This window comes from Pseudomonas sp. WS 5078, assembly GCF_012985745.1.
Classification (GTDB): domain Bacteria; phylum Pseudomonadota; class Gammaproteobacteria; order Pseudomonadales; family Pseudomonadaceae; genus Aquipseudomonas; species Aquipseudomonas lundensis_A.
In genome coordinates this window covers 1-24,547 of record NZ_JAAQWX010000008.1, presented here as the reverse complement: position 1 = coordinate 24,547, position 24,547 = coordinate 1, and the positions used below count along the sequence as shown (strand labels likewise).

Sequence of the window (24,547 nt, the reverse complement as noted above, 5' to 3'; positions counted from 1 at the left end):
TCATTGACCCTCCGACGGCGTTTGGGCGGTACGCATGGCGGCGTTAGTTAGCGCGCTTTTACTGATTTCCCACCAGGTGTCCAGGCCCTCGTCGTACGTGGGCTCATGGGGCGGGCGTCCAAAGCGGTTCTGAAACACGGTCGGGGTGCCGACCGAGTAGTAGTTGGGAATCATGTAGTAGCCCCATTGCAGGACGCGATCGAGGGCGCGGGCGTAGTGCACCATCTCGTCACGGCTGTTGGCCTGGACCAGCCCGTCGAGCAGGGTGTCGATGGCGGGATCGCGCAGCACCATCGCGTTGGAGGCGCCCACCTGCGTGGCGCTGCGCGAGCCGTACATGTCATACATCTCGCGGCCGGGCGAGACGATCGGCACGCCGCTGCGCGGGAAACCCACCACGATCATGTCGTAGTCGCGGGCATTGAGCCGGTTGATGTACTGCGCCGAATCAATCTTGCGGATGTCCATGGTGATGCCGATCTGCGCCAGCGTGCGTTTGTAGGGCAGGATCATGCGATCAAAACCGCCCTGACCATCAAGGAAGGTAAAACGCAGCGGCTCGCCTGCGGCATTCACCAGCGTATTGTTCTTGGCGGTCCAGCCGGCTTGCTTGAGCAGATCAAGGGCTTGCAGCTGTTTGTCGCGGATGTAACCGCTGCCATCGGTTTTCGGCGCCTGGTACACCTGGGTAAAGACTTCATCCGGGATTTGCCCGCGCAACGGTTCCAGGATTTGCAGCTCACGGGCGTCGGGCAGGGCGGTGGCGGCCATTTCGCTTTTAGGAAAGTAGCTTTGCTGGCGCACATAAAAGCTGCGCATCATCTGCTTGTTGGTCCATTCGAAATCCCACAGCAAACTTAAGGCCTGACGCACCCGGCGGTCTTGAAAAAACGGGTTTTGCAGGTTGAACGCAAACCCTTGCGCTGCCCCCGGTTTGTTTTTGGCAAACACGCCTTTTTGCAGCCGGCCGTCTTTGAGCGACGGGCTGTCGTAACCGATGCTGAAGCCGGTGGCCGAGAACTCGCGGTTGTAATCGAAAGCCCCGGCCTTGAGCAGTTCGCGGGCGACGTCGGTGTCGCCGTAAAAATTCACCGTCAGGCGGTCGAAGTTGTACAGCCCCTTGCTGACCGGCAAGTCTTTGCCCCACCAGTCTTTAACGCGTTCAAAGCTGATACTGCGACCGGGATCGACGTGCGAGACCGCATACGGGCCGCTGCCCAATGGGGGTTCAAAGCCGCCACCGTTGCTGAAGTCGCGGGTCTTCCACCAATGCTCGGGAAGGATGTGCAGGTTGGCCAGATCCAGCGCCAACGTGCGGTTCTGGTTGTTCTTGAAGTCGAAACGTACGCGCAGCGGACCTTCTATCACCAGGTCTTTAACCTCGCCGTAGAGCATGCGAAAACTCAGGCTGCCCCGGGTCATCAGTGTGTTGTACGTGAAGGCCACGTCCTGCGCGGTGATCGGGGTGCCGTCAGCGAAACGGGCTGTGGGGTTGAGGTTGAAACGCACCCACAGGCCCTGCGGGTCGCGTTCCATGGTCTGGGCCACTAATCCGTAGACGGTGTAAGGCTCGTCCAGCGAACGAAAAGCCAACGGTGCGTACACCCACTGATCGATCTGGGCCACGCCGGTGCCTTGGTCAACATAGGGTGTGAGGTAGTTGAACTGACCGATTTCCATGGAGGCGCGGCTCAGCGACCCGCTTTTGGGTGCATGCGGGTTCACAAAGTCAAAGTGCTGGAAACCGGCCGGGTACTTGGGGGCTTCGCCATAGACCGTCATGGACTGGCCAGGCGCGGCGCTGGCACCGAAGCACATGCACGACAGTACGGGCACCAGAAACGAACGGATCAGGGGCAGGAAAATTGACGACATGTGTGGGGTTTCCTTGTGCCGCGTGTAGAACCGGTGAGGACCGTGAAAAATCCCCCCGGCCTTGCGCGTGAACAGGCCGAGGGGGCGCGATTTCGCAGTCAGACCGACGCAGGCTGGAGTCGGCCTGCGCCGGTGATCACTCAAAAGTGGTAAGTGGCGCGGGCGAAGAACGTACGGCCCATAGGATCGGTATAACGCGGATCGAAACCGCTCTGAAAGTTATAGGCCTGATTGGAGAACGGCGGATTGCGGTCGAACATGTTTTTGATGCCCGCATCCAGGTCCACGGTTTTGTTGAAGGTGTAACCGGCCGACACGTCCCACAAGGTGTACGAAGCGACTTTGGCATGGGTGCTGGGGTCGTAGTCGTTGTAGCCGCTGGTGAAGCGGTTAACCAACGATGCACGGTAGGGGCCCAGGTTCCAGGTGCCGTTCAGCACGTGTTTCCAGCGTGCAACGACGCCTGTGCCTTCGAAGTCCCCGACGTTATCGGTGTAGGTGCCACCGAGCGTGCTCTGGAAATCGTAGCGGGTCACGTAGGTGCCTTGCAGACCCAGACCGAACTGCCCATACGGTGTGTTCGGGAAGCGGTAGTCCATGCTCACGTCAATGCCGCTGGTCTTGACGGCTCCCAGGTTGGCGAGGCCAGTCTGCACGTAGTTGAGTGAGCCGTCCGGGTTGCGGATGTAGCGATCGGCGTACAGGTCCGGGTCATCGAACACAGTGGATTCCGGGAACTCGGCGATCTGGTTGGCGATGTGAATCCACCAGAAGTCCAGACCCAGCGACAGTTCGCGCACCGGTTGATAGACAAAGCCCAATGTGACGTTGCGGGCTTTTTCCGGGGCCAGTTTGGTATTGCCGCCGGTGCGATTATGGAACTGCTGACCGCAGTCGCGGCCGCTGTTGCCACCCGGCTGCACCACGCCGCCCGCACACAGCACCGGGTCGTTGTAATACCCCTGGGTGTACGTGGTGTATTGCGGGTTGTACAACTCGTACAGCGAGGGTGCGCGGAACCCTTCGCTGTAGGCACCGCGCACTACCAATTCCTTCACCGGCTGGTAGCGGAACGAGTACTTGGGGTTAGTGGTGCTGCCGAAGTCGCTGTATTTGTCGTGACGCACGGCCGCCGAGAGTTCCAGGCTGTCGAGCACCGGTACGTTCAGTTCGGTGTACACCGCTTTCACATTGCGGTCGCCTTCGACGCTGCCGTCGGGGTCGACGCCCAGGCTACTGATGTCTGCGGCAAACGCTTCGTAGTTCTGGTGGAATTTCTCCTGACGGTATTCGCCGCCAATGGCCAGGCCGGAAGGCCCTGCGCCGAACCAGTCGCCAATTTCGCGGCTCATGCGCCCGTCAAGGCCGCTGACACGCCCCACGGAGGACGAATACTGGCCGTGGTATTGATTGGCGTCGATGTACGCCTGACCGGCCGATGTCTGCGGGCCAAACGGGTTGAGGATGCCGTCAGCAATCCCGCTGATCATTGCCGCGTCGCTGGCATAGCCGCCCGTGACGCTGGAGATCACCTGGTTCTGGTTGTACGAGGCCCCGAGGTTGTAATCCCAGCCCTTGACCATGCCGTCGAAGCTCAACACCAGGCGCTGGCTGGTGTTCTGGTCTTTGGACTGACGGCCACCGGCAGCGGTTTCTCGCCAGTTCAGGCCAATCGGCTGGGTCGGGTCGAAGGCAGCATCGTTACTGCCCGGGGTGATGCCGTTGCCGGGGTAGTACGGTGAGGTCGGGTCCATGGTCAGGCCGGTCAACGGGGCCGGGGCAACCGACGTGGCGTTGTTGTTGCGGGCCCAGAAGTATTCAAGGTTGACGTTGTCGTCATCGGTGATCTTGCCGGTGGCCTTACCGAAGAACGAGGTCTTTTCGGTTTCGGGCAACAGGTCGATGTAGTCCCGGGTGTCGTAGCGGCATACGCCCTGACGCAATACCAGATTGGCGCCGCTGCAATTGCTGCCCGACAACGGGTTGGTGTTGAGGTTGCCCTGGCTCCAGTTGGCCGGGTACGAGGTGCCGGAGGTCTGGTCCAGCCCGCGGTCGGGGGCGTAGTTGGTGGTGAACGTGCGGTCTTTGCTTTGTAACGCGCTTTGTTTGTTGTAACCCACCACGCCCATCACATTAAAACGGTCTTTTTCCAGATCGCCGTAGCCCCAGCTGCCGCTGATGTCATGGCTATTGCCGCCACCGCTGGCATCGGCGCCTTCGCCACCCAGCGACAGGGTGCCATCGGTCAGGGACTTTTTAGTGATGAAGTTGATCACGCCTCCGATGGCGTCTGTACCGTACAGGGCCGAAGCACCGTCGCGCAGTACCTCGACGCGATCAATGGCGGCGAACGGGATGGTGTTCAAGTCGACTGCCGAGCCGTCGATGGCGTTGTTGCCCAAGCGCCGGCCGTTGAGCAGCACCAGGGTTTTATTGGCACCGATGCCGCGCATGTCAGCGAACGTGGCGCCGCCAGTGGCCGAGCCCACGGAGCTGGCCGAGTTGCGGATTGACTGGTTGCCGGTCACGCGCTGCATGATTTCAGCCGTGGTGGTCACGCCTTCGTTGCGCAGTTGCTCGGCGCGCAAAATGGTCACTGGCACTGCGGTTTCAGCATCGACCCGACGAATCGCCGTCCCGGTCACTTCCACCCGTTGCAGTTGCGTGGTGGCCGGTGCAGCCACGGCATCCGCGCTGACGGCCGCCGCACTTACGGCCGCGCCTGAATCGTCTGCTGCAACGGCTTCGGCAGCGTGTAACTGTCCTGTGCTCATCCCCAGAGCAACCAGATACAGCGGCACAAAACGATGGCGTTGCAGGCTGGCAACGAGCGGCTTGAGGGTAAAACCTGAACTCTTCATCTGCATAATTATTTCCGACTTTTTCAGACGTTTATTGGAATGGCCTTGTGAGCCCTCATGACTCCAGTTGGGTTGTGTCGACCCTTGCAAAACACGGTTTTCAAGCAAGCCGCTCCCCTGCACGGACTAACAGCGTTCGCGCGCGGCGTGGGTACTGCGTAGTGACAGCGATTGCACGGTGTGCGCTGTCGCCGCGCCCTGGGGCTGCGGCGACAGGCAGTGTTATTTGGCCGTCATCACCGAAATCCTGGTGATGCCCGCACGTTCGATGGAGGCCATGGCCTTGGCCACCTGCCCGTAGTTGACGCCCGCATCGGCCTGCAACTGAACGCGCACTTCCGGGTCCTGGTTTTTCACGTCTTGCAGGCTTTTCTCGAGCAACTCGGGGGCCACCTCGTTCTTTGCCAGATAAAAGGTGCCGTCCTGATCGACGCTGACAACCACCGGGTCTTTCTTCTGCTGCGTGGCCACGGCGTCGGTCTTGGGCAGGTTGATTTTGATGGCGTTAGTCATCATCGGCGTGGTGACGATGAACACCACCAGCAGTACCAGCATCACGTCCACCAGCGGAGTGACGTTCATTTCACTGAGTACTTCGTCGCTGTCCTGAGTTGAGAAAGACATCAGCTGGCCTCCCGCACCGGCGTGCGCTTGTTGACAATGGCTTGGCGGTCGATGGCGAAGGCGCTGCGCTGGGCAAGGGCGTCGAAGTCGTGGGCGAAGTCATCCATGTTGGCGGCAGCCAGCTTCAGGCGACGCAGAAAGAAGTTGTAAATCAGCACGGCCGGGACCGCGACGGCGATGCCCACGCCGGTGGCGATCAAGGCGTGTCCGATGGGGCCAGCCACTGTTTCAAGGCTGGCCGAACCCGTAGCGCCGATGGTTTGCAGGGCTTCCATGATCCCCCACACCGTGCCGAACAGGCCGATGAAGGGCGCGGTGCTGCCGATACTGGCCAGAATGGCCTGGCCACTTTCCAGGGCGCGGCGTTCTTTCTGGATCTGTTGGCGCAAGTTGCGCTCCAGGCGATCAGAGCGGTTGATGGTGTGAGCCAGTTGCTGAGTGGTACGCGGACTGTCATCGACAATCATGGCTTCAAAACCGCTGTTGGCGATGCGCGCCAGTGCGCCGGGGTACTGGCTGGCGTGCTCGGCGGCGGTGAGCAGGTCCGGGGCGGCCCAAAACGCTTTACTGAACAGTTTGTTTTGCTTTTTCTGGCGCAGGTACTGCGATGACTTGATGAGCAACAGTGCCCAACTCACCACCGAAAACAGCACCAGCGCCCACAACACGCCCGGGACAATCATGGAAGACAGAGACTCGTTCATGGCTACACCTCACACACGGCTAAATAAAAGTTAACGTCGGCCCCTGAGCGGGTTATGCCGGCAATTTGAACGCGATGGTCTGGGTTGCAAAACCTTCGATGGGCGTGTCCCCGCGTTTGGCCGGGACAAACTTCCAATTGCGTACCGCCGTGACAGCAGCCTCATCCAGTGCCTGCTTGCCGCTGGAGCGGGTGACTTCCACAGCCCCGGCGCGGCCGTTGGGCAGGACCTTGATGCGCAGCACCACGGTGCCTTCCCAACTGCGACGCAGGGCCAGCGACGGGTACTCCGGCGGCGGGTTGCCCAAGCTGGCCAGGCCCGACACCGCAGCGGTTTCCTTGACCGGCCCCGGCGCGGCAGCAGGCGCCGCAGGTGCGGGGGGCGCTGCAGGTGCGGCAGGGGCTGGTGGTGCTGGCGGAGCCGGTTTGACGGGCTGCGGTTTGAGCACCGGCTTTGGCTTGACCACCGGTTTCGGTTTTTCGACCGGCTTGGGTTTCTCCAGCGGTTTGGGAGGCGGCTTGACGGCGTCTTCGTCCTCTTGAGGTACTTCAGGCTCGGGTGGCGGCGGTGGGGGTGGCGGCTCTTCGACCGGTGGTGCTGGCGGCGCCGGGCTGGTGAGTTCGACGGTCATTTCCGGGATCTCGGGCGGGGTGACCACCGGCGCTGCCTTGGCCTGCTGAAACGCCCACCAGGCTGCGGCATGCAGCACCGCCGCAACGCCTATCAGCAACAGCACCCTCGGCACCCTCACGCCCCCCGGCGTTGAGGTGTTGGGCACATGGGGAATATGTGTCCACTGCTGCACACGCTCAGCGTCGAGTAGAGGGGCGGGCCGCGCTTTGTTCTTTACCTCGTCACTCATTAAGAGTCCCTCGACTAAATGAAGGGCAATAAGGCTCCGTTCGCCCTTGCATGCAGGGACGAGAACTGTCCGTTAACGGTTGAATCAATCATTAACCGATCAATGACTGCTCATTGATCGAAGGGCCTCAAGGGCTGATAAAAAACGGTTTCATATACACTCCTTGTTGTGTGCTACAGGGTTGAATGGTCCGATCTTGTCAGGTGTTGAAACCTATTTCTATTTGTTACAAGCAATGGCTGTGCCAACCAAGGTGAATGCAAGGTGTCAGATATATTAATCAGTGAAAAGTGCGAACTGATTCAATAAAGAGCTTATCAATTAACGCCATTGCGGGGTCGAGCAGTACCGTTTTAATAAGCATGAATGTGCCAAACTCTAGTGAGTGTAATTGCCATTGTTGGACAATCTTACTTGCCCCTTAATGCGGTGTTGATGGGTGCACCAATATGACCAGTTACTGTATGAAAACAGTGCACTTACAAAGCTGTTATGGGTATAGCGTCAGTGTACAAGCGTCTAAACGCGCGTCGTTTAGCCAGACTGACGGGCGCACACCACCGTGTACGGGGTTTTCCGGAACGTGTGCGATTGCGGTGCCATTGATACCGCCTTCTATTAAAAAGAGGCCTGGAGGTGGCGTTGAATACGCTGCTTTATCGAGTGCCTTAATATCTTCAGGGTGTGGGCTAAATAAGCCTGAAACATAAGTGAGCCGGTTAGGGCTGCCTATTAATCTTGCAGGCGCACATTCAAGTCGCCCCGACGTTGTTGAAAGAACAGCCATTGAACATTGGCGCGTGCCAAAGGCGAGGCCGTTGCGGATGATGTAGACGTAAAAAGTCGGGTGTATTCATGCCGGTTTTTATTTTTTAAAGTTTATTCATGGCGGGGTTGAGGGTGATTAACTAACCCAGGCGTCATATTTTTCATCAGCGCTTTCATTTAATACACCGTCAGACTGGCGTTGCCAAAGCCGGTAGTACACCCCGCGGAGTTCAAGTAATTGGCTGTGATTGCCGTCTTCTACAATTTGGCCATTTTCCAGCACCACAATCCGGTCCAGGTGCGCGATGGTCGACAGTCGGTGCGCGACGACCAGCACGGTTTTGTCCGCCATGATGTCGTCAAGGCTACCCTGAATCAGGCTTTCCGTTTCGGAGTCGAGGCTCGCAGTCGCTTCATCAAGCACCATGATGGGCGCGTTTTTCAACAGTGCACGGGCGATGGCAATACGCTGGCGCTGACCACCTGACAGTTTGACCCCGCGCTCGCCGATGAGCGCGTCATAACCGTCGGGCATTTGCATAATGAATTCATGGGCGTGTGCGCGCTTGGCCGCGAGGATGATCTGCGCATCGCTGGCGTTCACGTCGCCATAACCGATGTTCTCGCGCAGGGAACGATGAAACAGCCCCGGTTCCTGCGGGATAAGCGCGATGTGATTGTGCAGCGAGGGTTGAGTCATGCCTTGAATATCCAGGCCATCGACTTCAATCGTGCCACTTTGCGGGTCGTAGGCGCGCAGCAGCAGGTTTAACAAGGTCGATTTGCCAGAGCCCGAAAACCCGACGATGCCCACGCGTTGACCGGCGCGAATGTCGAGGTTGAAGTGTTTGAAGAGGGGTTTGTCCGGGGTATAGCCAAAGCTTACATCGCGAAAGTGGATCGAGCCTTTCTCGATCTGTGCAGGAGAGGCGTTCTCGCGGTCGGGCATTTCGTGGGGTTGCAACAGGGTGTCGAGGCTGTTTTCGATGTTGCCAATGAATTCGAAAAAATGCATGAACTGCATGCTCAAAAAGCTGCACTGCGCCACGATCATCAACCCCAGCGTGGCGACCATCACCAGTTGCCCGACATCGATCATGCCCGCCTGCCACAGGTACAAGGCCAGTGCCACCAGCCCCACGCGCAGTACCACCGACAGGCTGTCCTGTAACAGGCGGATCTTTTCCTGGTAGAAGAACGAACGCTGGGCGGCCTGTTTTTCTGCGGTCTGGTAGCGGGTCAGGTAATCGAGTTCAAACCCTTGGCGGGCGAATAGCCGGATGCTGTTCAAATTGCCCACCGCATCGACAATCTTGCCGGTGGTAATGCTGCGTGCCTGCGCGTGGGCTCCCGCCAGGACCTGGGCCTTGCGTGACAGGACAAATGCGAGCCACCCATAAGTGCCCACCCACAGCAACAAACCCAGCCCCAGCCAGGGCGAGGCCAGGGTCAGCAACACCAGGCTGGTGATCAACACCACCAGAATCGGCAACATTTCCACCACCAGTGACCAGGTGATTTCCAGCAAACCTATACTGCCCTCGCTGATGCGGTGGGCGAGGCTGCCTGCGAAGTGCTCGCTGAAATAGCGCGGTGAATGATGCTGCAGATAGGCAAACAGTTCGCGGATGATGCGGATCTTCTGCTGCGGGCGAACCATGATCATGCACAAGGTTGCGCCACGGGCGAACAGCATTTGAGCCATGGCAAGGCCAAAAAGCAGCCCCAACGCAGGCAGGCTGGCGTGCCACAGGTCAACGCTGTCCCACGTGCCATCGCTGACGGCGCCGGTGATGCGGCCAATGGCATAGGGCATCAGGGTCGCGGTCATGGCGGCGCCGATTTGCAACAAGGCGATGCCCCAATACCAGCCGGGATAAAGGCGAATGTAATGCCAGACAAAGGCCCATGGCCGTTTTGGCGGAACGGTTATAGCGTCAACATCAGACATGACAAGCTGCCTTTTCTTGAGCAAAAGGAGTGGCATTGGCGGCGCACAGAAGCGCTGCCACGTACGGGCTGAGATTCAGCTACGTGCTGTGTGCGTCTTTACAGCCCCCGGGTACATCGAGGGCGTTAAGGGCTACGTGTCGATGCCCGCGCTACAAGGGCAGGATCGCGCACTGAAGGGGCGCGGGGAGGCGGGACAGAGGGTCAAGCGTGAAACGGTGCACACATCCGACATGGTTCATATTCCTTTATAACAACCGCGTATTGACGTGACTTTTGGCCCGTCATTGCACTGAATGTGGACGGCGTTACCGTCCGTGTTTGCAAATGGTGCGGGTTGCGCACGCCGGGGCTGAATTTCCGGCTGAAAAATTGCGAACACGGATAGACAAGAAAAATCTGTGCCAAAGTGTGTCGACAGAAGTGTAAAGATGGGATGCGATGAAGGGGGGGGCGCCCCCTCGTCTTTGGGCCGCGACTACACGACCCAAGGTCGTGGTTGAGCGCTGATCAGGCTTTGCCGGCAATGCAGGCTGAGTCTGGCGCCGCCACCGGGGCGGTTGTCCACCTCGAGGCTGAAACCATGCAGGTTGACGATGGCCGCGACGATAGACAGGCCAAGGCCAAAGCCGCCGTGCTGGTCGTCGCTGCGGTAAAAACGCTGGAACACCGCTTCACGCTCAGCTTCCGCAATGCCGGGGCCCGTGTCGAGCACGTCGATGCGCACGCTGCCTTGATCGTTGACGGCGCGCAGTGTCACCTCACCACCGGACGGGGTGAACTTGATCGAGTTGCTTAACAAATTGGCCAGCGCTTCAAACAGCAGCGCGCGATCCCCGTTCAGGCCCGGTAATGGCGGCGGTGCCTCCAGTAACAAGGTGACCTGGCCTTCTTCAGCCAGCGGCAGGTAGAAGTCATACAGCTCCTGCAGCAGCGGCTGCGGGTCGAGTTGTACAAAGCCCGAGCGGCGTTGATGGTCTTCCAGTTCGGAAATGCGCAGTAACCCGCGAAAGCGCGCCATCAAGGTGTCGGTTTCAGCGATCACTTGATCCATTTGCACGGCCTCGGGCGATCCTTCCGGGGCTTGCTGCTGGATGCGATACAGTTGCGCACGCAAACGGGTCAACGGGGTGCGCAAATCGTGGGCGATGTTGTCGCACACGCCTTTGACTTCGTGCATCAGCCGTTCGATGCGGTCGAGCATGGCGTTGACGATGGCCGCCAACATGTCCAGTTCGTCACGCCGGTTGGACAGCGGCAACCGATAGGTCAAATCCCCTGCGACGATCGCTTCGGCACTGGCCTGAATCGCCCGGATGCGTTGCAAGGGGCGACGTCGCAGCAAATGCCACCCTGCAATGCCGGGGATGATGGTCAGCGACAGTCCCCAAAACAGCGCATGCAAAATGATCCGTGTGACCGCGAACAGTGAACCGTTGTCGCGCACCAGCACCAGCCAGCGGCCATCGTGGGTTTGTGTGGCCACGGCGTCGCAGCTGTCTTGCGGCAGGTTGGGGTCGTCGGCGTCGACGCAAGTGCTCAGTTCATGGATCTGGCCGTCCAGGGGCAGGTCGGCGGGTATTACCTGGATCGGCCCGCTGAGGTGGCGCTGTTGCGCATCGAACAGTCCATACGCATCCACTGTTCGCAAATCAAACGTCAGGCTGGTGGCCAGCGCCTCGTCCAACTGTTCGCCCTGAAAGCGTGAAAAGAGGTGTTGGCGCTGCATCAATGAATGCTTGGCCAGATTGCCGAGGTAATCCGACACCTCGTAATACAGCACGCCCATCAAGATGCAGCTCCAGGCCACGAACAGAAAGCTGTACAGCGCCAGCAAACGGCTGCTGGAAGAACGCCAGCCCTTAGAGGGGTTCGGCAATGACATAACCCGAGCCTCGGACGGTGCGAATCAGGGGCACCTGGCCCGGCGGGTCAATCTTTTTGCGCAAACGCCCGATGTGCACGTCGATCAGGTTGGTGCCCGGGTCGAAGTGATAGCCCCAGACCTCTTCGAAAATCATCATGCGCGAGAGGATTTGCCCGGTATTGCGCATCAGGAACTCAAGCAATTTGTACTCGGTGGGCAGCAGGCTCAGCTGTTGTTCGGCGCGACTGGCTTCGCGGGTGATGAGGTTAAGTTCGAGGTCAGCCACCCGCAGCGACGTTTCATATTTGTCGGCGGGGCTTTTGCGCCGTAGCAGGACTTCGACCCGGGCCGCCATTTCGTCGCTGGCGAACGGCTTGGTCAGGTAGTCGTCGCCCCCGGCACGCAACCCGCGCACGCGCTCGTCCACATCGGAGAGGGCGCTGATCATCAAAATCGGGGTGCTGACGCCGATGGTGCGCAGGGTCGTGACAATCGCCAGTCCGTCCAGCTCGGGGAGCATGCGGTCCAGGGTAATCAAGTCATAGTCGCCACTGACGGCGCGCACCAGACCTTCCCGGCCGTTGTCCACCCAATCGACATCGAGGCCGTGGCTGCTCAATTCAGCCACGATTTCTTTCGCCGTCACGGCATCGTCTTCAATGGTCAAAATGCGGGTCATACCGTCACCTGATTAGCCTTCACAGCGGTGAGCACATTTTGCCCGCAAATAGCTGAAACGTTTCTTAATATTTCTTCATGTTCAGCCGGGCGTCAGGTGCAACGGCTTTTCGCATGCTCAAACCCTGCACGGGCTTTAAAGGGGCCGGGTGACGAGCGTCAGTTGCGGGATCGGCTTGCGCATTAACGTACCCACCACCAATGCGCCCAGTAGCCCCAGCCACCCGGCGACCCACAACACCACACTGAACCCGCTTACAAAGGCCTCAGTGGCCAGCGTCTGAATCAGGGGTTGGGCCGACAGGGGCAATGCGCTCACTGCGCCGCGCAGATCACCCGCCACCACCCGTGACGCGATGGCATGGGTTTGATCAATCCATTGCGGGGCAACGGACACGAGACTGGCATGCAGGCGCTGTTCAGCATGACTGCCGAGCAAGGCGCCGAGCACGCCAATGGCCAGCACGATGGCACTGAAACGCATGGTGGTGCTCATGCCCGAGGCCATGCCTACACGGTCGCGTGGCACGCAGGCCATGATGTTTTTTTGCGTGTCGCCATTCAGCAAACCGGCGCCTGCGCCCGTCACGGCGGTGGTCAGGGCAAAACTCAGGTAGCCGCCGTGCTCCACCGCCCAGGCGCTGAGCAGGTTGCCGCAGCCCACCAGTGTCAGCCCGGTTGCCATCAGGGTGGCCGGGCTATAGCGCATGGCCAGGCGGGCGCCAATGCGCGGGCCAATCAACATGGTCACAGCGAAGGGCAACATGCCCAGCCCTGAATAGATGGCGCTAAACCCCAGGCCGTTCTGCAAGTAAAACGGCAGCAGGGTCATCATCACCTGTGCACAACCCGCGTAGGCGAACATGCCGAGCAGGGCGCCGATAAAGCGTGGATGGCGGAACAGTTGCAGGTCGATCATCGGGCGCTTTTGCATCGACTCGACCCATACAAACAGCCCGAGCAGCAGCAACCCGCCAACGATCCGTGCATAGGTCAACGGGTTGTTCCAGCCAATGCGATTGGCCTCGATCAAGCCCCAGATCAGGCACAACAGGCTGGCGCTGAACACCAGGCTGCCCCACGGGTCGAGCCGCGCGGATTGCGGGTCACGGGATTCAGCGATGGCATGGTTGACCAGCGCCATGAGGAGCAGGCCCACGGGCAGGTTGAGGTAGAAAATCCAGCGCCAGCCCAGGTATTCGGTAATCAGGCCGCCGAGCGTGGGGGCGGCCGTCATGGCCACCCCCATGCACGCGCCCCAAAACGCCCAGGCCTTGGCACGTTCCACCTCGTCATGAAACGCGTGGCCGATCGAGGCCAGCGCGGAGGTCAGCAGCAGCGCGGCACCGACACCTTTGATGGCGCGGGCGATGTCCAGCAGCAAGGTGGTGGGTGCGGCCCCGCAGCCGATGGAGGCGAGGATAAAAATGCTCAGGCCCCAGAGCAGGGTCTTTTTACGGCCAAAGCGATCGGCAATGCTTCCTGCCGGTAATAACAGTGCGGCGAACGCCAGCATGTAGGCGCTGACGACCCATTCGATGTCGACAAAATTGGCCCCCAGGTCTTGGGCGATGCTCGGCAAGGTGACGGCCACAATGTTGGTGTCGAGCACGATCAGGGCGCAGACGCCGGAGGCGCTCAGCAGGGTCAGGCGCGGGCTGACAGGTTTCATGGCCGGAACGCCCTGCACACCCTCAGGATTGCCTGTGAGGCAATGCGGCGGACGAGCGGCTGCGTGAAGTGACTGAGCGGCACGGTAGGTCGTAATTTGACGGACATGGAAGCGGCTCTCTAGTGTGACGGTCGGCACAGGTTAACGCGGTGCCAGCAAGGGTCGGTTAGGCATCGACCGGGACTTCATTACCTATGAGCTAATGCACCCATGGACATACGTCATTTCCGCTACTTTCTGGCGGTTGCGCAGCAACGCAATTTCACCCGCGCGGCCGAGGTGCTAGGCATTGCGCCGCCTACCCTGAGTCGGCAAGTGCAGGATCTGGAAGCCGAGTTGGGGGTGCGTCTGTTTGTGCGCGAGCAACGTCAGGTAAGCCTGACCCAGGCCGGCGAGGCGTTATTGCCTGAGGCCCAGGCCACGGTGAGTCAGTTCGAACGGGCCCGGCGCCACGCACAGCGGGCAGGTCGCGGCGAGACCGGGCATATCGAGTTGGGGTATGTGGCGTCCGCAGTCTATTCCGGGGTTTTACAGCGCCAAGTGCAGGGCTTTTGCCGCGAATCAGGCGAAGTCAGCCTGTCGGTACGTGAGGCCGCCATGGCGAGTTTGCCAACGATGGTGGCTGAAGGCCGCTTCGATATTGGCTATGTGCGCTCGCCCATGGCGTTGCCCGACGGGGTGGAGGCGGTTCGTCTGAATGCAGAAGGCTTTGTCTTGGCGCTGGCAGCGCACGCATGGCTGGCACGTTTAAAGGTCATCAGCCCCGAACACCTGCAAAACGAAACGTTTGTGTTGCCCGAGCAAATCAGCGGGACGTTGCAGGTAGCCAGTCAAGGTGGTTTCGCGCCCAGGCTTGGCCCGCAACCCGGCGGGCTGGTGGCGGTGATCGCGCTGGTGTCGCTGGGGCAGGGAGTCGCGGTGGTGCCTGCCTCGGTAGTCGGGCAGATCAGCTTGCCAGGGGTGGTTTATCGGCAGATCGAGGGCTGTGACGTCACCTCGTGGCTGTCGTTGATCCACCGGCGCTTTGAAAAGTCGGCGGTGGTGGCGCGTTATATCGAGCATGCCAGGCGTGATTTTCGGCTTCATCCACCGGCTTGCGGCGATTGATCCGGAACGGGCAACGGCCAGTTCGTCAGATGCTGGCAATTAGCCTATGTCTGTGCGTGCGTTTGCCCATGGAATCAGTACAATCGCGCACTTTTCACTGTGCATGGATGCCGTTCGGCTTGCGCTCTGCAGAAGGTCCATGGTTTTGGCAAGTTACTCCCCCGCGTTGGTTCTAATTTCTTTGTGTGTGGCCATTCTTGCTTCCTACACTGCCCTTGACCTGAGCGGTCGCATCGCCACGGCGAACGGCCGTGCAGCTTACCTATGGATAGGTGGCGGTGCATTGGCGATGGGGTTTGGCGTGTGGTCGATGCACTTCATCGGCATGCTCGCGCTGTCCTTGCCGATTGAACTGGGCTACGACCTCGGGCTGACCGTGTGGTCGTTGCTGGTGGCGATTCTTTCATCGGGTTTTGCCTTGTGGCTGGTCAGTCAGCCGCGGCTGCCAGCGCTGCAACTGCTCTATGGTGCCCTGATCATGGGCGCGGGCATCAGCGCCATGCACTACAGCGGCATGGCGGCGTTGCGCATGCAGCCGGGGATCGACTACGACCCTGCGTTGTTCGGTTTATCGCTGGTGATCGCGGTGGCGGCGTCAGCGGCAGCGTTGATGATTGCGTTCCGTTTGCGTCAACAAACACCCTATGTGCGCCTGGCTCGGGCTGGGGCAGCAGTCGTCATGGGCCTGGCAATTGTCGGCATGCATTTTACCGGCATGGCGGCGGCCAGTTTTCCTGAAGGCAGTTTTTGCGGCGCAGCCCTGAATGGCCTGAGCGCCAAGGGGCTCGACAATCTGGTACTGGTGGCGAGCCTTGCAGTCATGACCATCGCACTGCTGACCTCGATTTTTGATGCCCGACTCGATGCCCGCACCGCGGCACTGGCGCAATCGCTGACCCTGGCCAATGAAGAACTGACCCAGCTTGCCTTGCATGACAACCTGACCGGGTTGCCCAATCGCATCCTGCTGGCCGACCGCATCGGGCAGGCCCAGCGCAAAGTGGCGGAACAGGGCGGTTGTTTTTCATTGATGTTCATTGACCTGGATGGTTTCAAACCGGTCAACGATGCCTTTGGTCATCACTTGGGCGATCGTTTGCTGCGCGAAGTGGCCCAGCGGTTGCGTCAACAGTTGCGGGGGCAGGACACGCTGGCGCGCATCGGCGGCGATGAGTTTGTGATGCTGGTGCGCCTGGCCGAAGCCAACGATGCACCGCAGGTGGCTGCGCGGCAAGTCAGTCTGCTGTCGCGTTCATTTCAGGTGGACGAGCATCAACTGCAAATCTCCGCCAGCATTGGCATTGCGCTGTACCCCGGCAATGGCGTCAGCGCTGAAGAACTGTTGATGAACGCTGACGCAGCTATGTACCACGCCAAAGGCGCTGGCAAGAACGGTTACAGTTTTTTTGATGTATCGATGAACACCAATGCGCGCAAGCAATTGCAATTGCTGCAGGACTTGCGTCAAGCGCTGGCGCAACAGCAGTTCAGTTTGCACTATCAGCCCAAGATTGATGCCAGCAACGGCCAGCCAGTGGGAGCCGAGGCGTTGTTGCGCTGGGAGCATCCGCAGCAAGGGCTGTTGATGCCTGATGCGTTTATCGGCGTAGCGGAAAAAACCGGTTTGATCATCCCCATCGGTGAGTGGGTACTCAATGAGGCCTGTCGCCAAATGCGAGTGTGGTTCGATCAGGGTTACAGCCATTGGCGGGTTGCGGTGAACCTGTCGGCGTTGCAGTTTTGTCACAAGGGGCTGGTCGACAGCGTGGCGTGTGCGTTGGCCCGCCATCAATTGCCAGCTAACAGCCTGACCCTGGAAATTACCGAGACCACGGCCATGAGCGACGCGGATGCCAGCATGACCGTGTTGCAACAGCTGTCCCTGATGGGCGTCGACTTGTCCATCGACGATTTCGGCACCGGGTATTCAAGCTTGATGTACCTCAAACGCTTGCCCGCCAACGAACTCAAGATTGACCGCGGTTTTGTCCGTGATCTGGAGCACGACAGTGATGACGCGGCCATTGTGTCGGCCATTGTCGCGCTGGGTCAGGCATTGGGCCTGCGGATTGTGGCTGAGGGGGTCGAGACCGACACCCAGCAAAGTTTCCTCACCACGCTGGGCTGCGATGCTTTGCAGGGCTATCTGTTGGGGCACCCAAAGCCTGCGCAACAGTTCATGGCCGATATCCACCGCGTTCAGCAAACAGCCGGGGTCCCTGACGCCGCGCACTGACAAAGGCGTGCCGCCCGGTTATTCTGGCCGCAGGTTTACACCGTGAATGGGGAACGCGTATTTATGGACAAAGTCATCGTGATCACCGGTGGCAGCCGTGGCATTGGTGCAGCAACGGCATTGTTGGCTGCCCGGCAGGGCTACAAGATTTGTATCAATTATCTGGCGGACGACGCGGCGGCGCATGAGGTGCTGGAGCAGGTGCGCGCACTGGGCGCGCAGGCAATCAGTGTGCGGGCCGATGTCAGCAATGAAGATGAAGTCATCAGCCTGTTCCTGCGGGTTGACCAGGAGCTGGGGCCGGTGACGGCGCTGGTCAACAATGCGGGTACGGTCGGACACAAGTCGCGGCTGGAAGAGATGTCCGAGTTCCGCGTGCTGCATACCCTTAAAACCAACGTGTTAGGCCCCATCCTGTGCGCCAAGCATGCAGTGCTGCGCATGTCGCCCCGGTATGGCGGCCAAGGCGGCAATATCGTCAATGTGTCTTCGGTGGCGGCGCGGCTGGGGTCACCGGGCGAATACGTCGACTACGCGGCTTCCAAAGGTGCGCTGGACGCTTTCACCATCGGCCTGTCCAAAGAGCTTGCGGGCGAGGGTATCCGGGTCAACGCTGTGCGACCGGGGTACATCTTTACTGACTTCCACGCCTTGAGCGGCGATCCGGGCCGTGTCAGCAAGCTGGAGCCCATGATCCCCATGGGCCGGGGCGGGCGCCCGGAGGAGGTCGCGGAGGCGATTGTCTGGCTACTGTCCGACAAAGCGTCTTACGCCACGGGCACCTTTGTGGACATGGCTGGCGGCCGGTGATTGTGCAGGCGGCAAAAACAGACGTGTCTGTCATGCCCCTGCAGCCTGCGCCACCTTGCAATTCATATTGATATCCCGATAATGCGACTTATTACTATTTAAGTTCGGTTATCTTATGAGTTGTTCGAGTGGCGCAGTCCCTATGAGCAAAAGCAGCGTTGACCCCATAACCCGTGCAGCTGTTGAGTGGATGTTGCTGCTTGAGTCCGGTCATGCCTGCCCGTCAGAGCGTCAGGTGTTCAAGGCCTGGCTGGCTGAAGCCCCCGCGCATCTGGCGGCATGGCAGCGCGTCGCCAATGCGCTGAGTTTCAACCCGCGAGCGCGCGCGACCGACCCCGACTTGCTCAAGCAGGTGCAACGCATGTTGAACGGGCGTTCCTTCTTCACCCGGCACAAAGCCCTGCAACACGCCCTGTTGGCCGTCTTAGTCGGTTTGGGCGTGCTGGCGTCCGGGCTGTTGTGCCAGGGCTGAGGCCAGACTGACCGCTAACGGAAGGCGCGGCAGCAGGGTGGCCTGATACGCGTGGTACAAGTCCGGTTTGCCCGACCAGATGCGCGCTGAAGGCTGGTTGTTCGGGTCCAGTTCGTGATGCCAGCTGCCGTGCTGACGATCGATCAGGTACTGGTCGATAAACGCCCAGAAGCACTGACCCCACTGTTCATATTCCGCTTCCCCCGTGCGCTGCCATAACGCCGCGGCCGCGGCCGAGGCTTCGGCCACTGTCCAGTGCAGACGTTCGCGCACCAGCGGTCGGTTATCCCAATCCAGTGTGTACACCACGCCGGGCTGCCCATCGGCATTCCAGCCATGTAGGCACGCGCTGTGAAACAGTTGCCGGGCATCGCTCAGTAGCCAGTCTGGCGTTGGCATGCCGCGTCGAGTGCGCGCCGCTTCCAGATGCAACAACAGACGCGCCCACTCAAAGGCATGGCCAGGGGTTTTGCCGAAAGGGCGGAAGGGGTCGGCCGGGTTGTCGCGGTTGTAGTCGGGCAGCGGTTGCCATTGCGCATCAAAGTGTTCGACCGGCAAGTACCCGGCCTGAGCTGCCTGGACATGGATGACCCGCTCGGCGATACGCAAAGCGCGGTCCAGCCACAGGTTTTCGTCCAGTACATCGGCCAGCGCCAGAAAGGTTTCGACGCCGTGCATGTTGCTGTTGGCGCCGCGATACGCCTCGCACTCGCTCCAGTCGTCCGCGAAGGACTCCAGTAACGCCCCTTCGGCGTCGTTCCAGAATGTGCCTTCCAAGAGCGCCACTGCATCCCCCAGTAACTGGGCAGAGCCCCGTCGGCCGGCCACCGCTGCCGAGCTGAAGGCCAGTGCTACAAAGGCATGCAGATAGGCTTGTTTGCGGTTATTACCGGTCTGCGCGTGCGGGACGGCAAACCAGCCCCCATGACGGGCATCGCGCAACGGACCTGCCAGCGCCGCCAGCCCGTGATCAATCAACTGAGCACAGCCGGGCAGGCCTTGCAGGTGGGCGAGGGCGAAGCTGTGAACCATGCGTGCCGTGGTCATGGTATCGGCACGGGCGCTGTCGGGGCGCTGGCCAAATGGGTCGAGGCGGGCAAATCCATCAGCCACGCGGGCGGCGCGGGCGAAGTCCACCAGCCGCCGTCCTTCGTCTTCCAGCCAGCGGTGGTGGGCACTGCACGCCATCCAGCCAGCGTCGGTGCGGGTGAGGTCGGACATGGGTCACCTGTGTTGTCATTGTTATTCAGCGTTGCAGCAGCCTAAGGGATAGCGCGGCCGCTGCAAAGCTGAAAGGTTTCAGGTGCCTGAGGTTTCATCAAGGCGCAGGGCAGATCAAACTTCCGGCCCCCAGCGCTGCGACCAGTCACTGTCCAGCTTGACGATGTCGCGCAGCAATTCCAGTGCCTGTTGCAAGGCCGGGCAATCGCGCTCGCGTGAATACACCAGGTAGGTCGGGTAACTGAATTCAGGTGCTTTGGGTACCCGTTCCAGTGCGCCGCTGTTGAGGTAGCTTTGCACCACGCGCGTGCGGAAGTAGCCGCTGCCGCCGTTCTCAAGGATGTAATGCAGCGCTACTGGCCCGAGGTTGAAACTGATGGCGGCCCGCGCCTTTTCCGGCAAGGCGGCATCATGCTGAAGGCGAAAATCGTCGCCCCAATCCACGTACACATAGGGATCGGGCATCGCGGGGCGGCGTATCTGGATCAGCTTTTCTTCCAGCAGTTGCTCCACCTGCACCCCTGGCCAGTACGCGGGCCGGTACACCAGTGCGGCGTCCAGCAAGCCCATTTCAACCTGCCGCAACAATTGCTCGCCATCCCGGATCTGCACGCGCACGGCATGGGACGTGAGGTGCTGACGCAGGGCTTTGGTCCAGCTGAGGATCAGCGGGTTACACAAGCTGACCTCGCCTGCGATGTGCAGCACCCGGTCGAGCCCTTCAGGGCGCGGCAGGTCACGCCGCGCTGCTTCCCAGGTTTGCAACAACTGGTTGGCATACACCACAAACGCTTCGCCTTCAGGGGTTAATTTCGCCCCGGCGCGGTTGCGGATGAACAGCGTCACCCCCAGCAGGCTTTCGAGTTTTTGCACCCGCGCCGTGACGGCAGTCTGGGTTACGTGCAAGTTCTCGGCAGCGCCGGCAAGGCTGCCGTAGCGAACAATCTCAAGGAAAGTGCGAGCCAGATCGAGGTCCATGGGGGGGCGCCAACATGCAAAGGGCATTCAGTGTAAGTGCATTGCGTCGAGAATTCGAAAAAGGGGGCTGATCTATTGGCTTATATCAATGCTTATTTTCACCAATCGACTAACGTTCTGGCCTTGGTTCCCAGTGACCAAGACCTCTGGCTGCCTAAAAGCCGGAGGCCCGCGCTAAGCAGTTCAAAAAAGGACTACATAAGAAAATGGATGATTTGAACCGGCAGTACGACATTCAACCTTTAATGCAGGCGGATATGACCATCCTGCTCAATGGTCAGGCGGTGAGCGCTGCTGAAGGCGAAACCGTACTCAGTGTCTTGAACGCGGTAGGTGTACGCCAGGTGTCGGCCAACGACCACGGGCAGGCCAGCGGCGCATATTGCGGCATGGGCGTGTGCTATTGCTGTCTGGTCAACATCGACGGGCGGCATAAGCGCCGGGCCTGTCAGACCGTGGTGCGCCCCGGCATGAAAGTCGAAACCGGGCAAAACCGGGTCGCTGAACAGGAGCCTGCACGATGAGCCTTAATCCTGTGATTGTCGGCGGCGGCCCGGCCGGTATGTCGGCGGCCATTGAACTGGCGCAGCACGGTGTACAGAGCACGGTGCTGGAAGAAGCCTCACGCTTGGGCGGTGTCGTCTATCGCGGGCCGCTGCGCGAAGGCGTGGAGCTCGATTATTTGGGCGAACGTTACAAAGACGCACTGCATAAGCTGCACGGCGAATTCGCCGCGATTGCCCAGCATGTCGATGTGCGCCTCAACCACCGGGTGATCGGCGGTCAGGGTGAACAGCGCCTGCAATTGCTGAATGCCGAGGAACAGGTGCAGGAAATTGCCTTCGCGCAGCTGCTGCTGTCCGCAGGCTGCCATGAGCGCAGCGTGCCCTTTCCGGGCTGGACCATCCCCGGCGTGATTATGCTCGGCGGTCTGCAATTGCAAATCAAAAGCGGTGTGGTCAAGCCCAAAGGCCCGGTGCTGATTGCCGGTACGGGGCCACTGTTAATGTTGGTTGCCTGTCAATTGCATGCGGCGGGCGTGGAAGTGGCCGGGGTGTATGAAGCCTGTGAGTTCGGCCGTATCGCCAAAGAAAGCCTCGCGCTGCTCAATCAGCCGCAACTGTTCCTTGATGGCCTGAGCATGCTGGTTTACCTCAAGCGCCATGGCATTACCTTGCGTTATGGCTGGGGGGTGGTTGAGGCCATTGGCGATGGTGAGGTGCAAGCGGTCAAGGTGGCGCCCTATGACAGCCACTGGCAAGCAGACGTGAGCAAGGCCCAGACGGTGATGGCACGCACCTTGGCCGTAGGCTATGGCTTTATCCCGCGTACCCAGCTCACCCAGCAAATGGGGCTGGAACACGCTTACAACGTGGACGGTTATCTGGCGGCCACGGCCAACAGCTGGCAGCAGAGCAGCCAGCCCGCCATTCACCTGGCGGGGGATGTCACCGGGTTGCGCGGCGGCGAAGCCGCGATGCTGACCGGGCGCATCGCGGCCCTGTCGATTTTGTTGCAACGCGGGGTGCTCAGTGAAAAGCAGGCCCTCGAACAGCGTCGTGCCTACCTCTCCCAACTCAATACCATCGTGCGCTTTCGCGGCGGGATTGACCGCTACACGCAACGTGGCACGCGTCAGATTGACTTGCCACAGGCCGACACCGTGGTCTGCCGTTGCGAACACGTGACCCGCGCCGACATCGACCTGGCCCTCAGCCAAGGTGTACAGGACATGGCCGGTTTGAAGATGCGCACACGGGTCAGCATGGGCGACTGCCAAGGGCGCATGTGCGTTGGCTATTGCAGCGACCGTCTGCGCGACGCTACCGGGCGCAAGGACGTGGGCTGGTTGCGCCCGCGCTTCCCGCTGGAACCCGTGCCATTTTCGGCCTTCACCAATGCCTGCAAGGATGCCTGACATGATCAAAACGTATGACGTAGTCATTGCCGGTGGCGGCGTGATCGGCGCTTCAATCGCCTATCACCTGTCACGGCGCAAGGACCTGAAAATCGCCATGATCGACTGCAAGCGCCCCGGCAATGCCAGCCGTGCCTCGGCGGGCGGATTGTGGGCCATCGGCGAGTCGGTGGGGCTGGGCTGCGGGGTGATTTTCTTTCGCATGATGTCGGCTGAACGCAAGCGCGAAGCCCAGGGTTCGGCAGTGGTGGTGGATTCCAGCACGCCGCATATCCTGCCCGACTGCTTCTTCGACTTTGCCTTGCAGTCCAACGCGCTGTACCCCGGCCTGCATGAGGAACTCAAAGAAAAACACGGCATGGACTTCAAGTTCGAGCGCACCGGTCTCAAATACGTGATTTACGACGACGAAGACCGCCTCTACGCCGAGCACATCGTCGCCAATATTCCGCATCTGGCCCATGAGGTGCGCTGGCTTGACCAAGCCGCGCTGCGCGAGTCCGAGCCGAGCGTCAGCCACGATGCGCAGGGAGCGCTGGAGTTTTTGTGCGACCACCAGGTCAGCCCGTTCCGCCTTACCGACGCCTACACCGAGGGTGCCCGCCAAAATGGCGTGGACCTGTTCTTCAACACCAACGTCACGGGCGTGTTGCGTCAAGGCTCGAAAGTGCTGGGCGTGCGCACGGACAACGAAGGGGTGTTCCACAGCACAACCCTGATCAACGCGGCAGGTGCGTGGGCGGCCGAGCTGAGCGTCATGGCCACCGGCATGAGCATCCCGGTTGCGCCGGTCAAGGGCCAGATCGTGCTCACCGAGCGTATGCCCAAATTACTCAACGGGTGTTTGACCACCAGCGATTGCTACCTGGCGCAGAAAGACAACGGCGAAATCCTGATCGGCAGCACCACCGAAGACAAAGGCTTCGACGTGACCACCACCTTCCCGGAAATCAGCGGTTTGGTGCAGGGCGCCATGCGTTGCATCCCGGAACTCAAAGACGTCAACCTCAAGCGCACGTGGGCGGGGTTGCGTCCGGGGTCGCCGGATGAACTGCCGATTCTGGGGCCGATGGCGGGGGTGGAGGGGTATTTGAATGCCTGCGGTCACTTCCGCACGGGCATTCTGACGTCGGCCATTACCGGCGTCATGCTGGATGCATTGGTACGCAATGAACCCTTGCCACTGGACGTGACGCCATTTCTGGCTGACCGTTTTGACCTGCAGCCGGTGGGGCTAGCTAAAGTCATCGGCGCCTGACGCACCCCTCACCTGTGGGGGCCAGTCAACTGGCGCCCACAGTGTCGAGTGTCAACGGCACGTGTTAAAGCTCGTGCGCCTGGATGCGCTGGTAGTGCATCTCGGACAGCACAAAGAACTCTTTGTCGATTAAGGCTCGCACGTCCACCAGCGGCATACCCCGGATTTGCGGGGCGAGCCGTATGCCGTAATGCTCGATGTTCTTGATCGTGTCCGCCCCTCGCCAAATCACCTGATACGCCAAGTAGTAAATGGAGTGTTCGGGTCGCAGTTGAATCTTGCGCCGGGCCAGTTGGTCCTTGAGCAAGGCTTCATCGAACACATCCACCAACCCTTGCGTAACACGGTCGAGCAAGTGCTCAAGCCGCCACAATACGGCTTGTTTGTCCGTTTCCGAATACCCGTTCCAACCCACAATTTCATGGTGAAAGCGTTTGCATCCGCGGCACACGAGGTCCCCAAAAACCGTCGAGCACAGCCCCACGCAAGGGGTTTTTATTTTCTGGCTACACATAAGTATCAGTTTGAAAAAAATGAAGGCCGCATTGGGCCGATTGGCTCAGTCCCAGCTCAGTGCGCCGCCCGTTTGGTACTCGATCACGCGAGTCTCGAAGAAGTTTTTCTCTTTCTTCAAGTCCATGATTTCGCTCATCCACGGGAACGGGTTAGTGGTGCCCGGGTACTCT

The 24,547-nt window shown here is 60.1% G+C and carries 19 protein-coding genes and 1 pseudogene; 7 read left to right on the top strand and 13 right to left on the bottom strand.

Going from position 1 to position 24,547, the window contains the following annotated elements; all coding sequences use genetic code 11:
• The 9 genes from HBN68_RS12410 to HBN68_RS12370 all read right to left on the bottom strand — a co-directional run bounded on the left by HBN68_RS12410 (position 1) and on the right by HBN68_RS12370 (position 13,861).
• Positions 1–1,818, bottom strand: a complete 1,818-nt coding sequence (locus HBN68_RS12410; RefSeq protein WP_262373522.1) for an extracellular solute-binding protein — start codon at positions 1,816–1,818, stop codon at positions 1–3.
• 197 nt (positions 1,819–2,015) lie between these two features.
• Positions 2,016–4,742, bottom strand: coding sequence for a TonB-dependent receptor (locus HBN68_RS12405; protein WP_094994588.1), 2,727 nt, complete (start codon positions 4,740–4,742; stop codon positions 2,016–2,018).
• A gap of 216 nt (positions 4,743–4,958) precedes the next feature.
• On the bottom strand, positions 4,959–5,360 hold the full coding sequence (locus HBN68_RS12400; RefSeq protein WP_094994587.1) for a biopolymer transporter ExbD: 402 nt from the start codon (positions 5,358–5,360) through the stop codon (positions 4,959–4,961).
• Complete coding sequence (locus HBN68_RS12395) at positions 5,360–6,064, bottom strand: MotA/TolQ/ExbB proton channel family protein (RefSeq protein WP_094994586.1); 705 nt, start codon at positions 6,062–6,064, stop codon at positions 5,360–5,362. The genes HBN68_RS12400 and HBN68_RS12395 overlap by 1 nt, the downstream gene beginning before the upstream one ends.
• A 52-nt stretch (positions 6,065–6,116) precedes the next feature.
• Complete coding sequence (locus HBN68_RS12390; RefSeq protein WP_169964498.1) at positions 6,117–6,926, bottom strand: energy transducer TonB; 810 nt, start codon at positions 6,924–6,926, stop codon at positions 6,117–6,119.
• 904 nt (positions 6,927–7,830) lie between these two features.
• A complete protein-coding gene (locus HBN68_RS12385) occupies positions 7,831–9,645 on the bottom strand; it encodes an ABC transporter ATP-binding protein (RefSeq protein ID WP_169964500.1) in 1,815 nt (604 codons plus the stop codon).
• Between the two features lie 477 nt (positions 9,646–10,122).
• Positions 10,123–11,529, bottom strand: a complete 1,407-nt coding sequence (locus HBN68_RS12380; protein ID WP_094994582.1) for a HAMP domain-containing sensor histidine kinase — start codon at positions 11,527–11,529, stop codon at positions 10,123–10,125.
• A complete protein-coding gene (locus HBN68_RS12375) occupies positions 11,507–12,190 on the bottom strand; it encodes a response regulator transcription factor (protein ID WP_094994581.1) in 684 nt (227 codons plus the stop codon). Before HBN68_RS12375 ends, HBN68_RS12380 begins: the two co-directional genes overlap by 23 nt.
• Before the next feature lie 135 nt (positions 12,191–12,325).
• Positions 12,326–13,861 carry an MFS transporter gene (locus tag HBN68_RS12370; protein ID WP_169964501.1) on the bottom strand — a complete coding sequence of 512 codons (1,536 nt, stop codon included), beginning with the start codon at positions 13,859–13,861 and terminating at the stop codon, positions 12,326–12,328.
• A gap of 210 nt (positions 13,862–14,071) precedes the next feature.
• Between HBN68_RS12370 and HBN68_RS12365 the strand changes: the two genes are divergently transcribed.
• The 4 genes from HBN68_RS12365 to HBN68_RS12350 all read left to right on the top strand — a co-directional run bounded on the left by HBN68_RS12365 (position 14,072) and on the right by HBN68_RS12350 (position 18,486).
• On the top strand, positions 14,072–14,968 hold the full coding sequence (locus HBN68_RS12365) for a LysR substrate-binding domain-containing protein (protein ID WP_094994579.1): 897 nt from the start codon (positions 14,072–14,074) through the stop codon (positions 14,966–14,968).
• Positions 14,969–15,107: 139 nt separating this feature from the next.
• Positions 15,108–17,204 (top strand): bifunctional diguanylate cyclase/phosphodiesterase, encoded by a 2,097-nt coding sequence (locus HBN68_RS12360; RefSeq protein ID WP_169964503.1) that lies wholly within the window; start codon positions 15,108–15,110, stop codon positions 17,202–17,204.
• A gap of 63 nt (positions 17,205–17,267) precedes the next feature.
• Positions 17,268–18,014, top strand: coding sequence for an SDR family oxidoreductase (locus tag HBN68_RS12355; RefSeq protein ID WP_094994577.1), 747 nt, complete (start codon positions 17,268–17,270; stop codon positions 18,012–18,014).
• 142 nt (positions 18,015–18,156) lie between these two features.
• Positions 18,157–18,486, top strand: a complete 330-nt coding sequence (locus HBN68_RS12350) for a DUF4880 domain-containing protein (RefSeq protein WP_169964505.1) — start codon at positions 18,157–18,159, stop codon at positions 18,484–18,486.
• Here the strand turns inward: HBN68_RS12350 and HBN68_RS12345 are convergent.
• The gene (locus HBN68_RS12345) at positions 18,439–19,707 is read right to left on the bottom strand and encodes an AGE family epimerase/isomerase (protein WP_094994575.1); all 1,269 of its coding nucleotides are present in this window, start codon (positions 19,705–19,707) and stop codon (positions 18,439–18,441) included. The genes HBN68_RS12350 and HBN68_RS12345 overlap by 48 nt on opposite strands.
• Positions 19,708–19,821: 114 nt before the next feature.
• A complete protein-coding gene (locus HBN68_RS12340; protein WP_094994574.1) occupies positions 19,822–20,685 on the bottom strand; it encodes a LysR family transcriptional regulator in 864 nt (287 codons plus the stop codon).
• 206 nt (positions 20,686–20,891) lie between these two features.
• Here HBN68_RS12340 and hcnA point away from each other — a divergent pair, with 206 nt between their 5' ends.
• Genes hcnA through hcnC form a run of 3 tightly spaced genes read left to right on the top strand, consistent with a single transcriptional unit; the run spans position 20,892 to position 23,861 of the window.
• A complete protein-coding gene (hcnA, locus tag HBN68_RS12335) occupies positions 20,892–21,209 on the top strand; it encodes a cyanide-forming glycine dehydrogenase subunit HcnA (RefSeq protein ID WP_094994573.1) in 318 nt (105 codons plus the stop codon).
• Positions 21,206–22,603 carry a cyanide-forming glycine dehydrogenase subunit HcnB gene (gene hcnB, locus HBN68_RS12330; RefSeq protein ID WP_169964507.1) on the top strand — a complete coding sequence of 466 codons (1,398 nt, stop codon included), beginning with the start codon at positions 21,206–21,208 and terminating at the stop codon, positions 22,601–22,603. The genes hcnA and hcnB overlap by 4 nt, the downstream gene beginning before the upstream one ends.
• 1 nt (position 22,604) lies before the next feature.
• Positions 22,605–23,861: a cyanide-forming glycine dehydrogenase subunit HcnC gene (gene hcnC, locus HBN68_RS12325; protein ID WP_169964509.1), complete on the top strand. Its 1,257-nt coding sequence runs from the start codon at positions 22,605–22,607 to the stop codon at positions 23,859–23,861.
• Positions 23,862–23,925: 64 nt separating this feature from the next.
• Here the strand turns inward: hcnC and HBN68_RS12320 are convergent, their stop codons facing one another.
• Complete coding sequence (locus HBN68_RS12320) at positions 23,926–24,375, bottom strand: DUF1289 domain-containing protein (RefSeq protein WP_094994570.1); 450 nt, start codon at positions 24,373–24,375, stop codon at positions 23,926–23,928.
• Positions 24,376–24,420: 45 nt separating this feature from the next.
• Positions 24,421–24,547: pseudogene (locus HBN68_RS21995) on the bottom strand (ribonucleotide-diphosphate reductase subunit beta); the annotation flags it as partial.

Coding starts and splice junctions, on each gene's coding strand:
- HBN68_RS12410 (WP_262373522.1), bottom strand. CDS start 1,818: ATGTGCTTCGGTGCCAGCGCCGCGCCTGGCCAGTCCATGACGGTCTAT.
- HBN68_RS12405 (WP_094994588.1), bottom strand. CDS start 4,742: ATGCAGATGAAGAGTTCAGGTTTTACCCTCAAGCCGCTCGTTGCCAGC.
- HBN68_RS12400 (WP_094994587.1), bottom strand. CDS start 5,360: ATGTCTTTCTCAACTCAGGACAGCGACGAAGTACTCAGTGAAATGAAC.
- HBN68_RS12395 (WP_094994586.1), bottom strand. CDS start 6,064: ATGAACGAGTCTCTGTCTTCCATGATTGTCCCGGGCGTGTTGTGGGCG.
- HBN68_RS12390 (WP_169964498.1), bottom strand. CDS start 6,926: ATGAGTGACGAGGTAAAGAACAAAGCGCGGCCCGCCCCTCTACTCGAC.
- HBN68_RS12385 (WP_169964500.1), bottom strand. CDS start 9,645: ATGTCTGATGTTGACGCTATAACCGTTCCGCCAAAACGGCCATGGGCC.
- HBN68_RS12380 (WP_094994582.1), bottom strand. CDS start 11,529: ATGTCATTGCCGAACCCCTCTAAGGGCTGGCGTTCTTCCAGCAGCCGT.
- HBN68_RS12375 (WP_094994581.1), bottom strand. CDS start 12,190: ATGACCCGCATTTTGACCATTGAAGACGATGCCGTGACGGCGAAAGAA.
- HBN68_RS12370 (WP_169964501.1), bottom strand. CDS start 13,861: ATGAAACCTGTCAGCCCGCGCCTGACCCTGCTGAGCGCCTCCGGCGTC.
- HBN68_RS12365 (WP_094994579.1), top strand. CDS start 14,072: ATGGACATACGTCATTTCCGCTACTTTCTGGCGGTTGCGCAGCAACGC.
- HBN68_RS12360 (WP_169964503.1), top strand. CDS start 15,108: ATGGTTTTGGCAAGTTACTCCCCCGCGTTGGTTCTAATTTCTTTGTGT.
- HBN68_RS12355 (WP_094994577.1), top strand. CDS start 17,268: ATGGACAAAGTCATCGTGATCACCGGTGGCAGCCGTGGCATTGGTGCA.
- HBN68_RS12350 (WP_169964505.1), top strand. CDS start 18,157: ATGAGCAAAAGCAGCGTTGACCCCATAACCCGTGCAGCTGTTGAGTGG.
- HBN68_RS12345 (WP_094994575.1), bottom strand. CDS start 19,707: ATGTCCGACCTCACCCGCACCGACGCTGGCTGGATGGCGTGCAGTGCC.
- HBN68_RS12340 (WP_094994574.1), bottom strand. CDS start 20,685: ATGGACCTCGATCTGGCTCGCACTTTCCTTGAGATTGTTCGCTACGGC.
- hcnA (WP_094994573.1), top strand. CDS start 20,892: ATGGATGATTTGAACCGGCAGTACGACATTCAACCTTTAATGCAGGCG.
- hcnB (WP_169964507.1), top strand. CDS start 21,206: ATGAGCCTTAATCCTGTGATTGTCGGCGGCGGCCCGGCCGGTATGTCG.
- hcnC (WP_169964509.1), top strand. CDS start 22,605: ATGATCAAAACGTATGACGTAGTCATTGCCGGTGGCGGCGTGATCGGC.
- HBN68_RS12320 (WP_094994570.1), bottom strand. CDS start 24,375: ATGTGTAGCCAGAAAATAAAAACCCCTTGCGTGGGGCTGTGCTCGACG.